Source organism: Sphingomonas sp. QA11, from assembly GCF_028473665.1.
In the GTDB taxonomy this organism is placed as follows: Bacteria; Pseudomonadota; Alphaproteobacteria; order Sphingomonadales; family Sphingomonadaceae; genus Sphingomonas; species Sphingomonas phytovorans.
The window spans coordinates 2,589,941-2,602,550 of record NZ_CP098774.1; the positions used below are offsets into that span (position 1 = coordinate 2,589,941).

Genomic DNA, 12,610 nt, shown 5'->3' on the forward strand with positions numbered 1-12,610 from the left:
CATCCCGATGCAGACCCGTCCCGCCGATCCCGGTGCGACACCCCATATCCTCCAGGTCGGGCAGGATCGCCGCGGCCGCTGGATGGTCCAGGAAAATCACGGCCTGATCGAGGGCGTGTTCATCTCCCGCGACGCGGCCCTCCATTTCGCCCGCCTCGAACGCCATGCCTTTCCCGGCGCGACGGTGGAACTCGCGAGCCACCCGCTCACCTCGACCCTCGCGGCCTGACATGGAGAAAGACGATGTCCCCGGATCCCACCGGCCTGCTGGTCATCGCCCTGATCGGCCTCGCCCTGACGAGCCTCGCCCTGCTCTGTCGCCTCCGCACGATACGCACGCCCAGCCGGCACCCGGCGCCCCACCCCGACATCACCCTCGGATTCAGGGATCCCTGGCGCTGAGGCCCTTCCGCCGCCCGGTTGATCGCGACCCCGGCAATCATTGAATCCCCCCTTTCAGGAGCCACCCATGGCAACCCGCCTTGCGTTCGACGACATCACGGACCCGGACCCTCTCCCGGCCGGCGTCGAAATCGCCCTCGCCTATGACGCCGCCGGCACGGACTATCGTGACTATGCCGATGGCGACGCATCGTCCGGTTTCTCCGGCCGCTACGACTTTGCCGATCGCGAGCTGTGGCTGCGGATCGACAAGACCCTGATCGAACTGCGCGCCCAGGGCCGCCACGCCATCCGTATCCTCGATCTCGGCTGCGGCCCGGGCACCTGGCTGCTGCGCACCGCCGCCCGCGCCCGCGATCTCGGCTTCACCGCGATCGAGGGACGCGGCATCGACATCTCCCCGGCGATGATCGCCCTCGCCAACCAGGCCGCCGCCCGCACGACCGACCCGAGGATCGGCCTGACCTTCGACGTCGGCGACATAGTGGAGACGCTCGAACAGGAGGGCCGCCATGCCTGCGACATCGCGCTCTGCCTCTACGGGGTGCTCAACCATGTCGCGCCGTCCAGCTACCCCGCCGTGGCACGCGCGCTGGCCGGGGTGACCGACGGCGCGCTGATCGCCACCGTCCGGTCGACCGGCAGCCTCCCGTCGATCTTCATCTCGGGGCTGGAGAAGGCGCGGCATTTCCACCAGGACCATGAGCATGACCGGCTCGAGATCGACCTGCTCGACGGTCGCCACCTCGAATTCGGTCTTCACCTGTTCAGCGCCCGCGAGGTCCGCGCCCTGTTCGCCCCTCACTGCGCGATCCGCGAGATAGCCGGCATCGACGTCTTCCACAGCCGTTTCCGTCCCGAACGCGACTGGAATCCGGCGACCGAGGACCCGGCGCTCGAGGCAAGCCTCGCCCGCCTCGAACATTTCTGCGCCACCGATCCGACCTTCATCGATCGCGCCGCGCATATCCTGCTGCTCGCCGGGCCGGCCGAGTAGAATGAAGGCAACCGCCGCCCCTCTAGGCTGAGGCTGCTGCCTTTGTCCCATTGCCGCTCCCCGACCGTTCGCGTCGCGCGCCCCTCGAGACTCGGTACGCCCTCACCGGCATGCCCGAACCCGCGCGGCGCGAACGGAAAGGGCGTCTAGGCCCCCGTCATCACCCCGGAATAAGTCCGGCACGGCGGAAATCATCGAAACGCTTGAAACGCCACCGCCAGCCGGAAGCGTTTGACACCCCCCGAACCGCCCCCTTAGCCTGCCGCTCAAAACCCCGGGGGAACCATCAATGAAACCACTCGCCACAGCCGCCGCAACCGCGCTCGCCCTGTTCGTCTCCCACGGCGCCACGGCCCAGACTCAAGCCCCCCGCCCCGACCAGCTCGCCTTCCGCGATCTCTACCGGGAACTGGTCGAGACCGACACCTCGGTCTCCACCGGAAGCTGCACCGCCGCCGCGGAGAAACTCGCCGCGCGGCTGAAGGCGGCCGGCTATACCGACGATCAGCTCACCCTGTTCAAGGCCGACGGCTTCCCGCTCGACGGCGGGCTGGTCGCGCAACTTCCCGGCACGTCGCCCAAGGCGAAACCGATGCTGCTCCTCGGCCATCTCGACGTGGTCAATGCCCGCCGCGAGGACTGGCAGCGCGATCCGTACAAGTTCATCGAGGAGGACGGCTATTTCTACGGTCGCGGCACCTCGGATATGAAAGCGATGGTCGCGACCTGGGTCGACACGCTGATCCGCTTCAAGCAGCAGGGCTACAAGCCCAAGCGCACGATCAAGCTCGCCCTCACCTGCGGAGAGGAATCCGGCGCCCGCATGAATGGCGCCCAGTGGCTTGCGGAGAACCGGCCCGAGCTGATCGCCGCCGAATTCGCCCTCAACGAAGGCGGCGGCGGCCGTACCGACGGGCATGGCAAGGTCGTCACCCAGGCGATGCAGGTCGGCGAGAAATCCAATCGCAGCTTCGAGGTGGAGACGACCAACCCCGGCGGCCACAGCTCGATCCCGATCGACGACAACGCCATCTACGAACTGGCCGACGCGATCGAGAAGCTGCGCGCCTACACTTTCCCCGTCCGCTTCAATGACACCACCCGCGCCTTCTTCGCCAAGGCAGGCGCCGAGCGGAACGACGAGACCGGCCGCGCCATGGCGGCGCTCGCCGCCAACCCGGCCGACCGGGCGGCAGAGGCGATCGTCTCGGCCGACCGCACCTTCAACTCGATGCTTCGCACCACCTGCGTCGCGACGATGCTCGAGGCGGGGCATGCCGTGAACGCGCTGCCGCAGCGCGCCAAGGCGACGGTGAACTGCCGGATCGTGCCCGGCGAGGATGGCGATACGACCCGCGCCGCGCTGATCGCGGCGATCGGCGATGCGAAGACGAAGGTCACAATGGTCGGCCGCCTCCGCCCGGTCGCCGTCCCGCCGCCGCTCGACCCGAAGATCATGGGCCCGGCGGAAAAGCTCGTCGCCCGCTATTTCCCGGGCGTCTCGCTCATTCCCACCATGTCGCCCGGCGCCACCGACGCCACCTACCTCGCCCCGATCGGCATCCCGACCTATGGCGTGCCCGGAAGCTGGGGCGACCCGGACGGCAACGGCGCCCACGGCCTCAACGAACGGCGCGAAGTGCGGTCGGTCTATGTCGGGCGGGATTTCCTGTTCGACCTGGTAAAGGCTTATGCCAGCGGCAGCTAGGCGCCGGCTCAGGCTATCCGAGACCGGCCTTCGGGCGTCGAAAACAGCCGCTGCCGCCCCCTGACCGGGGCGGCAGCGATCCGTTCACGCCTGCGCCAGCGCATAGTCCAGCGCCGCGCACACGGCGGTCACCTGCGCATGGTTGCACTCCTCCGGCGTAGCGGTCGCGCTGTCGGGATAGACCTCGGTGGTGGTCGTGTAGCGCGCACCCGTGATCGAGGTGCAAAGCGCATAGTCGGCCAGCGGATATTCGATCACACCGTGCGCGACCACGGGCGAACCGATGATCTCTCCCTTGTCGTCCGGCGGGGCGATATGGGTCACCCGTTCGACCGCGGCGATGATGGCTTGCTGGAAGCCCGGCTGCGGATTTGCGCTGTCGTCCACCAGATAGAAGCCATCGGGAATGGTTTCCGGCTCATAGGCCTTGCCGTCGCGCGCGGCCAGAGCCGGACGGAACTCGCCCTCGTCGCTGTCAGTGGTCTCGTGCAGGTCGATATGCAGCAGGAACGTTTCGTGCACGGAGGCAACGAGCTCGATCAGCGCGGTGGCTTCCCGCGCCGGACCATCGGCCCGGAAATTCCGGTTGGGGTCGACCGCGTCATAGTTCCAGCGGTTGATGCGTTCATAACCCCATGGGCTGACACAAGGCACCACCAGTAGATTGACCTTGCCCGCATAGGCGGCGGCGCGCTGCTCGAGGAAGTCCAGCGCCCCCATCACGCCGCTGGTTTCGTAACCGTGCACGCCCCCGGTCACCAGTGCGGTGGGCAGCGCGGGGTCGACATGCCGGTCGCGCAAGGCAAGCAGCGTGTAGGTTTCGCCAGCATAGTCGAGCCGGCCATAGGCGATTTTCTCGTACCGGTCGGCCAGCGCCTCGATGCGCGGGACGACGTCCTCGTCATAGCGGCGCTGGCGCGATTGCCGTGCCCGCCACTGGTTCAAGTCATCCTCGTTCCATGGCTGACCGGGGGTGCCCACGGGGTAGAAGCTGGTGTTCGTCATCTCATTCTCACTGACCGGCCTTCCGGCCCCTTCGATTGCAGCGCCGGGAATGTCGGTCCGGGCGCATGCCCGGCCTAGTCGTCTCGATCGACGATTGGCAAATCATTCGCCCCTGCCGCGTGACCGCCGCCTCAACGGATGCGGGGAATCCCGCGAATTTCGAAAACCATCCGCCCTTCCCGTTCGCCGAGGGTCGCCACCACCCCCGATTGGGAATCGACAAATCGCCCGTTGCCCAGCGGAAGCAGCTCCGCAATCTGCACGGGGCCGATCAGAACCAGCAGCGCATCCCCGGCCGGCGATCGCTCGAGCCGGCAGGAATCCGAACTGGATCGGTAAACGCCTTCGTAGCGAAGCAGATCGCCCGGCGGGACTGATGCGCCGGCGACCTTGACCGGATCGAACCCCGACCAGCCATTGGCCTTGGCGATCGCCTGGATAATCTCCGCCGCCAGTTCCTGACCGCGATCGCCATTGGTCATCACGACCACGCCCTGCCGCCGCTCCGGCAGCCCGATCATCATGCCGCGGAAGCCGAAATTCGCGCCGCCGTGGAAGAAGCGAAGATCGTGCCCGCTGCCCGCGACCGACACACCCAGCCCCCAACCGTCCTTGTCGGGCGTCAGCATCGCCCGCGCGGTGCCGGGGCGCAGGATCGCTCCCGGCCGGCCGGCATAGGCATCCTCGATCCCGATCACCCAGCGGGCAAGATCGCTAGGCGTGGTCCACAGCCCGGCGGCGGCCATCTCGGGATAGGTATTGTAGCGCCCGGCGAGCGGATCGCCCTGGTAGAGGTAGGCGGTTGCCGCGCGAGCGACGAGCGCCTGCGGCAGCGGCTGCAGGAAACCGCTGTCCGCCATTCCCAGCGGCGCAAGCACGCGCTGCTTCATCACCGCGTCGAACGGCTTGCCGGATACATCGCCGATCAACTTCTGCACGACCGTGAAACCGCCGCCTGAATAGCGGTTGATCGACCCGGGCTGGACGTTGACGACCACCGGCACGTTGTTGGCGGGCGCCGCGCCGGACAGAATGGCGGTAAGGTCGGGCAGCGGTTTCCCCGGCGAATAACCGGTGAAGCCGGAGACGGTGAGTCCGGCCCGGTGGGTGACCAGATGGCGCAGCGTGACGGGATGACCAGCGGTCAGGTCGTTCTCCGGGATCGTCCATCCGCGCAGTTGCTGATTGACCGGCCGGTCGAGCGCCAGCTTGCCCTCGTCGACCATCGTCAGCGCAGCGCTGGCCGTCACTGCCTTGCTCATCGAGGCTGCCTGGAAGAGGGTACGGACATTTACCCGGCGGCGCGCCTCCCGGTCCGCCCAGCCTCGGGTCGCGGTCCAGGCGATTCGCCCCTTGTCGATGAAGACGATGCTGATCCCCGGGACGCGAAGCCGCTCCATCTCGTCGGCAAGGCGACGCGGGGAATAGTCGCGCCCCTCGATCTGCACCTTGGGATAAAGCTGGTCCAGCGGCTGCTCGGATCGCGGCGACCCGGCCGAGACTGGTTGCGAACAGACGATCAGGGCGGAACAGACCGTCGCGCCACGGAGAATAGAATGCATCGGCCGCTCCCACATTCGATGGCGAGGCGGCGCATCGCCGGCCCGCGTTTCCCAGCCTCAAGACCCCGGGGTGCTTTGCCCGATCGTCATTCCGCAACGCCCGATGGGCCGCCAGCCCGTTTCAGGGGCTGCTCCCGGTGGTGAAGCTTGGATATCAGTAGGATAGGAAAAATTCTCTTGCAAGAGAATTTTTCTCATATGGCAATCGAAGCCTGCGGCGTATCATACGTTCAGATTGACCGAGACGATCCAGGCCTCGCCCTCCCCGGCATTGAGATAAGCGTGGCCCATGCGGCTATCGATATAGGCACCCTCGCCGACATCGAGCACCCGGGGTTCGTAGAATTCGGTATGGATCTCGACCCGCCCCTGTACGACCAGAACGAATTCTTCCGCGTCATGGCGCAGCAAGTCGCCAAATTCTTCCAGCGTATGCGCCTTGCACTGGCAATGGATCGGTATCATCGCCTTGACGCGCAAGTCGTTGCACAAATAATGATAATTATATTTCTGGGTCTCGACCAGCAGTCCGGAACCACGGAGCGCCCAGCTGATCCGTCCCGTCGGCGCGGCCCGCACGCTTTCCTGTGGCGTCTCGGGCGAGAGGAATTCGGAAAAGCTGACGTCGAATGCTTCGGAGATTTGCTGGATGCGATCATAGTTCAGCGTCAGCAGACCGTGCTCGACCTTTGACAGCGTCGACAACGGGATGCCGGACTTCTCGCTGAGCTGCGCCAGGCTCCACTTGCGCGACTTGCGCAGCGTCTTGATCCGCTGCCCCATCAGCTCGCCATGCTTACGCGAAACGTCCATCGATAATCCTTGGCGCCTGCGCTTCCCTGGGATGAGGAAGCGTAAAATTCTCTGCGGGATAGCTATCGATATCGCCAGGGTCAAAAGCCCCCGGCCATCATTCTCGCATGGAGAACGACCGGGCGCCCTATCCCGTCCCGCGGACCGGCGCCGCGCGGGGTCAGGGCCGCCGCAATGCGTCGATCCGCCTGGTCAACTGCTCCTGTTCGGCGGCTGATTTCGTCCGCCACCAGTCAGCGACATAGCCACTGCTCATCGGTACCAGCCGGCCGGGCCACCGGGCCATCTGGGCTTTCGGGAAGTGGTTATCGATACCGCGCAGATAATGGTCGAAAAAGCCCAGCACCATGTCCTTCTGCGTGTCGATCAGGTCGCGCGCAGGCGCGCCGCCGAGCAGCACTCCCTTGAGCGGCTGGCGTATGAACAACGGGAAATCGGTGATGCCGACATGCTTCGAATCGACCAGCATCACGCGATGGAGATCAGGAAGGCGGCCGGCGTCGGCGAAGCGTTCATAGGAAAATTCGTTGCTGCCACGCGGCTCGGCCGGCACCGGCGCGCCGAGCAGCTTGAATATATTGAGCGGATCCGAATGGAACATCAGGAATGGCACCGGCATATTGCGATCGAAGGCGTCATAGCCAAGATCAGTGCCGTCCAGGTTCACGCCGGCCGCGCAGCGCCGGTCGACCATGCATACCGCGCCGGTCGTTGCCCCGCCGAACGACATGCCCAATTCACCCACCCGGTCATAGCGGCCGGCGGCGACCAGCCGGGCGACCGATGCCGGCACCGCCCCCTTCTGCAACTGGTCGTGCACGAACAGCCGGTCCGCCAGCCAGGTCGTGGCGCTGCGCATGCCGATCCGGTCGTTCGTCCTGACGGCATCCGCACGCAGCTTGAGCATCGCGTCCAGGCGATCGCCGGGGCTTACACCGGTAACCGCCTTCACAAGAACAGGGTCGGGCTTGCCGTCCGACTTCTTGCGCTGGGGCATCGGCTCCATCGGAATCACATCGCCATTGGGAAACATCGTGGCGCCGGAGTCGCCGGCATGCTGGATCGAGACGATCATGTAGCCGTGGCTCGCCAGTTGCTCGAGCAAGGCGCTGTTCTGCGCCAGGAATGCCATATAGCCGTGGCTGAAGAACAGCACCGGAAGCTGATGGGCGCCTGGCGCCAGCGGCGCATCCTCATAGGCATTCGACATGACGTGCCGCAAATGATCGAAGAGCAGCGGGAAACCCACGGCCTCCCCGATCGCACGAGCCGAACTATGGGCTTCGGCCCTGGTCAAATAGGGGCGAGGGCTCATCCCGCGGACGTCGCCCGCCGGGTACCAGATGCGCACCAGCAACCGCCTCGGCTGGTCGGCCGGAACGCCGGAGACGCCCTTGCGTGAAGGATCGTCGAGCTCGAAGGTGCGCACGCCGACCGCATATTTGCCGTCGGGCCTGGGCAGCGGCCGCACCGGAAACATCCAGACCGGAAACAACAGGGGCAGCGCCAGGAACAGCCACAACAGCCCCGTCACCCAGGGCAAGCGCCAGGGCCTTGCCGGACGCCCGGCCTTTTCGGCACGCGCCGCCCGCCAGCGCGACGCCCCGATGGCTGACAGCGCCAGCAGGCCAAACAGCACACAGCCGCCGACCTGCCAGCGATCGATCGCAATCCCCCAGATCGCCGTCGCGATGATCGCGATCGCCAGCGCCGACAGCACCGGCCGCCGCCGCTGGTCGCGCCAGAAGAGCCAGCAGCCGATAAACCCGGCCATCAGAATGACCTGCAACCAGTCGACGATCATCATCGGACGCATCCTCCCAACGCAATGCTCGCGCCCCGGTAACCGCCTTCCGCTGGCCTGTGCCCGTTAGCGGGCAGGAAGGCGCATCCGCAGGAAATCCCGTGACGCATTCGGAACGCCTCTAGCCGCCAGAGAAACGCCTGTCGCCATTTTTTTCTTATCAGAAAATTTCTCTCAGCCGTTGCACCCGATCGCGGGACATTTTGCGATCATGGTGGCGTCCGCCTCACCCTGTCTCGACATCGCGGTAGAGTCCGAAATGCGGCAAAAACCACAAATTCCGCCACTGCTGACGAAATGAAGGAACCTATCCCCGGCCTCGACGCCACGATCGAGCGGCGCGCATCGGACGCATCAACCAGTAAATGGTAATGCGAGACAAATTCCCCGATATGAAATATTTTCTAATCAGGATTGATTTTTGCCCGGTGGGCCGCATATTCAGCGAACAGCCCGAAGATGGCGACCACCTGCCCGGCACAGAATCAGGAAGCAGGCCGGGATGCCCAATCGGGAGGAATGCATAAAAATGGGGAGGACCATGAAGTTCAATCATCTGCACTGGCTCGCCGGCACCGCGCTGTCCGCCATGGCCATCGCGTCGCCGGCCTTCGCGCAAGAAGGGAATGCCCGGGTTGCCGAAGCCACCTCACCCGATACCAGGCCCGACGAGGATATCGTCGTCACCGGTTCGCGCATTCAGCGCTCCGGTTTCGATGCACCCACGCCGACCACCGTCCTCGATGAGAAGGCGCTGAGCATCGGCGATCGTCCCGGTATCGCGCAGGCGCTCAATGACGCGCCGCAGTTCCGCCCGTCGCTGACGCCCGAAACCACGGTCGCCAACACCAACGCGGCCGCGACCGCGGCAGATCTGCGCGGCCTCAACCCGGTTCGCACACTGACCCTGCTCAACGGCCACCGCTTCAGCGGCAGCAATGATCTCAATTCGGTCCCGCAGAATGCCGTCAAGCGTGTCGACGTCGTTACTGGCGGCGCGTCGGCGGCATGGGGCTCAGGCGCCGTCGCCGGCGTCGTCAATATCGTTCTCGACGACGATCTGACCGGACTGAAGATGGGAGTCGATTCGGGGATTTCCTCACGCGGGGATGGCGGCCGCTATGGCGCTGATCTTGCCTGGGGCAGCAAGTTCGCCGGCGGGCGCGGACATATCCTGATCGCCACCGAATATCAGAAGAGCGACGGCGCGCTCGATCGCGCGTCGCGGCCCAATATGAACGGCGGCATGTTCCAGCGCGCCGACGGGCAGCTGGTTCTCGCGAGGGACGTCAATTTCACCATCGCCAACAACGGCGGCGCGATCGTCAACCCGTTCACCGGCGCCCCCTATAATCTGGTGTTCAATCGCGATGGCTCGATCGGGCCGCTCACTCTCGGCAGCGAGACTGCGGGCCAGCTCACGATCGGCGGCAACGGCCAGAACCTGACACAGTATCTCAACGTCAGCACGCCCTATGAGCGCATCAACCTGCTGGCGCGGGCGAGCTATGATGTCACCGATTCACTGAAGGTCTGGGCCGACTTCAGCTTCAACCAGATGACCGCGAGCTTCGGCTTCTTTCCGGACACGGCGCTGGCGGTCATCATGCCTGACAATGCGTTCCTGACCCCGACCGCCCGGCAGCAGCTCGCGGCCGCGGGCGTGAGCGGCCCGTTCATCCTGGGCCGCCTGCTCGACGATGTCGGCCCAACCCACCTGCTCAACTACGCCTATAACCGCCGCAACCTCGAAGGCGCCGTCGGTTTTGAAGGGAGCTTTGGCAGCGGCTGGAAGTATCAGGGCTATTACGATCATGGCGAGTTGCGGAACCGGCAGTCGCTCGACAACCAGCGAATCCCCGCCAATTTCAACCGCGCCCTCGACTCGGTACTGGTGAACGGCAAGGCGGTGTGCCGTGTCAACGCCGACGCCAACCCGGCCAACGACGATCCGGCCTGCGTTCCGCTCAACCTTTTCGGCAACGGAAACATCTCAGACGCGGCGCGCGCCTATTCCTTCGCCAAGGGGAGCGGGATCAGCACCAACAAGCTCGACGCAGCCGGCGTCAGCCTGAGCGGCCAGCCCTTCTCCACCTGGGCAGGACCGGTCGATCTCGCCGCCGGCAGCGATTTCCGCTGGGAAAAGTTCGTCACGAACTACACCGACCCCCTCTCCCAGGCCATGGCGCTTGCCCCGCTCAACTTCGCGCCGACCAATGGCGGCTTCAGCGTCAAGGAATTTTTCGGAGAGCTCAACGCGCCGTTGCTCAACCAGCCGGGCGCGATCAGGCTCGAGATCAACGGCGCGGCGCGCTATTCCGACTACAGCACCAGCGGCGACATCTGGTCGTGGAAATTTGGCGGCACCGCGCGGCTGTTCAACGATCTTCTCCTGCGCGGGGTCTATTCGCGGGATATCCGCTCGCCGAGCATCACTGAATATTTCCTCGGTCGCTCCACCAATCTCGGGGCGGTGCTCGATCCCTACAAGAACAACAAGTTGGTCCAGTCGGTCTACAATTACTCAAGCGGCAATCCCGATCTGAAACCGGAAGTGTCGCATACCCTGACCGTCGGCGGCTCCTATTCGCCGCACGGCATCCCCGGCCTGCGCGTGTCGGTCGACTATTACCGGATCAAGATCGACGGCGTGATCGTCACCCTGCAGCCGCAGGACGCCCTGAACCTGTGCGTGGCACAATTTCCCGGCGACAATCTCTGTGGCGGCCTGATCGAACGCGGCTCCGACGGCGAGATCAAATCCCTGATGCGCAAGATGATCAACCTTGCAAAATACCAGACGAATGGCCTCGATATCGAAGCTTCGTATCGCAGGCAGCTCGGATCGGGCACGCTGAGCGCCCGCATCCTCGCGACACATGTCTTTCAGCTGCTGATCGACGATGGGGTCAAGACGACCGATCGCGCCGGCATCATCGGAAGCGAAACCAGCTTCTCCACCCCGAAATGGCGCGGAACCGGGTCCATCAGCTACGACGACCGGAGTTTCGGCACTGATCTGCGCCTGCGCTATGTCGATGGCGGCCTCTACAGCAACCAGGTCGGCCCCAACGGGAAACTGTCGCTCAACAACGATGTGGCCAGCCGCCTCTATGTTGACCTGGGATTGCGGTTCAGGACAGGGCCGTTCACGCTGTACGGCAACGTCAACAACCTGTTCGATCGGCAGCCGCCGCTCAGCTATTACAGCAGCCCGAACTATGACGTGATCGGCCGCTACTTCTCGGCGGGCGTCAAGCTGCGGTTCTGATCCCTCTCATTGTCGGCGGTCCGCCTGCGCGGCCGCCGACATCGTTCCTGGCCAGGCCCTGGCCGCATTCTGCATCGCCCCATCGACGCCCCGCCCCCACCCCGCTACACCGCCGCCCCATGACGACTCAGCTCTACGATCTCACCATCCCGGTCTTCCTCCGGGGCTTCCACGCCATGTCCGGCTTCCTCGCCAAGGGTGAGGCCTGGGCGGCCGAAAACGGCGTCGATTCAGCCGCCCTGCTCACCGCGCGGCTGTTCGAGGATATGGCGCCGCTCACCGGCCAGGTGCAACGCGCTAGCGACGCGGCGAAGTTCACCGCCGTCCGCCTCGGCGGAGTCGAGAATCTGGCCATGGCCGACGAGGAAACAAGTTTCGCCGACCTGCAGGACCGGATCGCGAAGACGGTCGCCTTCCTCAAGGCGGTTCCGCGCGAAGCGATCGACGGCAAGGAGGATGCCGCCGTCACGCTCACCACCCCGCGCGCCACGTTCGATTTCACCGGCCGTGATTATGTGCTGAACTTCGTCCTGCCGAACTTCTATTTCCACGTCACGACAGCGTACGGCATCCTCCGCCACAAGGGCGTGCCGGTCGGCAAGATGGATTTCCTCGGCGGAGTCTGATGCCAGTGCCGGGTTCGACCGCAACGCCGCTGCGTGCAACCGCGCTGGCCGCCGCCCTGCTGCTCGCCGGCTGCGGCGGCGCTGGCGCTGGGGGCAAATCCGGCGGCACGACGGCGATGGCGTTCACGCCGATCGCGCCGGGCACCTTCGCTGTCGTGATCGATCCGAACGCAAATGTCCCGAAGACCGAGGCAGCATTCCGCAAGCAATGCGCTGGCAGGCAGGATTGCACCATCCTCGCCTGGACGAAGGCGGGCGCCGCCGCGCACGGCATGCCGCTCAGCGACCAGCAAACTGCGGCGCTCGCCCTTCGCTATGTCCACCGCGCGGCCGGCCAGGACGAGATGATGTGGGATTGCGTCAACTTCCCCACCGCCAAGGCGCCTTGCCTGTCAAAGGCGTGATTTGGGGCTGAGCCCGAC

General features: G+C 65.3%; 11 protein-coding genes. 7 read left to right on the forward strand and 4 right to left on the reverse strand.

Annotation, left to right across the window (positions count from 1 at the left end; translation table 11 throughout):
- Positions 1 to 7: 7 nt before the first annotated feature.
- The 4 genes from NDN01_RS12095 (at position 8) to NDN01_RS12110 (ending at position 3,107) form a co-directional block, all read left to right on the forward strand.
- Complete coding sequence (locus NDN01_RS12095) at positions 8 to 229, forward strand: hypothetical protein (RefSeq protein WP_272627723.1); 222 nt, start codon at positions 8 to 10, stop codon at positions 227 to 229.
- A 14-nt stretch (positions 230 to 243) separates the two neighbouring features.
- Positions 244 to 402: a hypothetical protein gene (locus tag NDN01_RS12100; protein WP_272627725.1), complete on the forward strand. Its 159-nt coding sequence runs from the start codon at positions 244 to 246 to the stop codon at positions 400 to 402.
- 67 nt (positions 403 to 469) lie between these two features.
- Positions 470 to 1,399, forward strand: a complete 930-nt coding sequence (locus NDN01_RS12105; RefSeq protein WP_272627727.1) for a class I SAM-dependent methyltransferase — start codon at positions 470 to 472, stop codon at positions 1,397 to 1,399.
- A gap of 289 nt (positions 1,400 to 1,688) precedes the next feature.
- Positions 1,689 to 3,107 (forward strand): M20/M25/M40 family metallo-hydrolase, encoded by a 1,419-nt coding sequence (locus NDN01_RS12110; RefSeq protein WP_272627729.1) that lies wholly within the window; start codon positions 1,689 to 1,691, stop codon positions 3,105 to 3,107.
- An 84-nt stretch (positions 3,108 to 3,191) separates the two neighbouring features.
- On the opposite strand, the gene NDN01_RS12115 is transcribed toward NDN01_RS12110, so the two are convergent.
- From NDN01_RS12115 to NDN01_RS12130, 4 genes are all read right to left on the reverse strand, one after another.
- Entirely contained in the window at positions 3,192 to 4,112 is a 921-nt protein-coding gene (locus NDN01_RS12115; protein WP_272627731.1) for a M14 family metallopeptidase, read from the reverse strand.
- Positions 4,113 to 4,243: 131 nt separating this feature from the next.
- Complete coding sequence (locus NDN01_RS12120) at positions 4,244 to 5,674, reverse strand: serine hydrolase domain-containing protein (protein WP_272627733.1); 1,431 nt, start codon at positions 5,672 to 5,674, stop codon at positions 4,244 to 4,246.
- A 222-nt stretch (positions 5,675 to 5,896) separates the two neighbouring features.
- Positions 5,897 to 6,487, reverse strand: a complete 591-nt coding sequence (locus tag NDN01_RS12125) for a helix-turn-helix domain-containing protein (RefSeq protein ID WP_272627735.1) — start codon at positions 6,485 to 6,487, stop codon at positions 5,897 to 5,899.
- 160 nt (positions 6,488 to 6,647) lie between these two features.
- Positions 6,648 to 8,294 (reverse strand): alpha/beta hydrolase, encoded by a 1,647-nt coding sequence (locus tag NDN01_RS12130; protein WP_272627737.1) that lies wholly within the window; start codon positions 8,292 to 8,294, stop codon positions 6,648 to 6,650.
- 538 nt (positions 8,295 to 8,832) lie between these two features.
- Here NDN01_RS12130 and NDN01_RS12135 point away from each other — a divergent pair.
- From NDN01_RS12135 to NDN01_RS12145, 3 genes are all read left to right on the forward strand, one after another.
- Positions 8,833 to 11,562, forward strand: a complete 2,730-nt coding sequence (locus NDN01_RS12135) for a TonB-dependent receptor plug domain-containing protein (protein ID WP_272627739.1) — start codon at positions 8,833 to 8,835, stop codon at positions 11,560 to 11,562.
- A gap of 119 nt (positions 11,563 to 11,681) precedes the next feature.
- Positions 11,682 to 12,188, forward strand: a complete 507-nt coding sequence (locus NDN01_RS12140) for a DUF1993 domain-containing protein (protein WP_272627741.1) — start codon at positions 11,682 to 11,684, stop codon at positions 12,186 to 12,188.
- Positions 12,188 to 12,592: a hypothetical protein gene (locus NDN01_RS12145; protein WP_272627742.1), complete on the forward strand. Its 405-nt coding sequence runs from the start codon at positions 12,188 to 12,190 to the stop codon at positions 12,590 to 12,592. The genes NDN01_RS12140 and NDN01_RS12145 overlap by 1 nt, the downstream gene beginning before the upstream one ends.
- The last annotated feature ends 18 nt before the right edge of the window (positions 12,593 to 12,610 follow it).

Excerpts from the sequence above, each read along its gene's own strand:
- NDN01_RS12135 (WP_272627739.1), top strand. The coding sequence starts at position 8,833 with ATGAAGTTCAATCATCTGCACTGGCTCGCCGGCACCGCGCTGTCCGCC.
- NDN01_RS12100 (WP_272627725.1), top strand. The coding sequence starts at position 244 with ATGTCCCCGGATCCCACCGGCCTGCTGGTCATCGCCCTGATCGGCCTC.
- NDN01_RS12125 (WP_272627735.1), bottom strand. The coding sequence starts at position 6,487 with ATGGACGTTTCGCGTAAGCATGGCGAGCTGATGGGGCAGCGGATCAAG.
- NDN01_RS12095 (WP_272627723.1), top strand. The coding sequence starts at position 8 with ATGCAGACCCGTCCCGCCGATCCCGGTGCGACACCCCATATCCTCCAG.
- NDN01_RS12105 (WP_272627727.1), top strand. The coding sequence starts at position 470 with ATGGCAACCCGCCTTGCGTTCGACGACATCACGGACCCGGACCCTCTC.
- NDN01_RS12110 (WP_272627729.1), top strand. The coding sequence starts at position 1,689 with ATGAAACCACTCGCCACAGCCGCCGCAACCGCGCTCGCCCTGTTCGTC.
- NDN01_RS12140 (WP_272627741.1), top strand. The coding sequence starts at position 11,682 with ATGACGACTCAGCTCTACGATCTCACCATCCCGGTCTTCCTCCGGGGC.
- NDN01_RS12115 (WP_272627731.1), bottom strand. The coding sequence starts at position 4,112 with ATGACGAACACCAGCTTCTACCCCGTGGGCACCCCCGGTCAGCCATGG.
- NDN01_RS12130 (WP_272627737.1), bottom strand. The coding sequence starts at position 8,294 with ATGATGATCGTCGACTGGTTGCAGGTCATTCTGATGGCCGGGTTTATC.
- NDN01_RS12145 (WP_272627742.1), top strand. The coding sequence starts at position 12,188 with ATGCCAGTGCCGGGTTCGACCGCAACGCCGCTGCGTGCAACCGCGCTG.
- NDN01_RS12120 (WP_272627733.1), bottom strand. The coding sequence starts at position 5,674 with ATGCATTCTATTCTCCGTGGCGCGACGGTCTGTTCCGCCCTGATCGTC.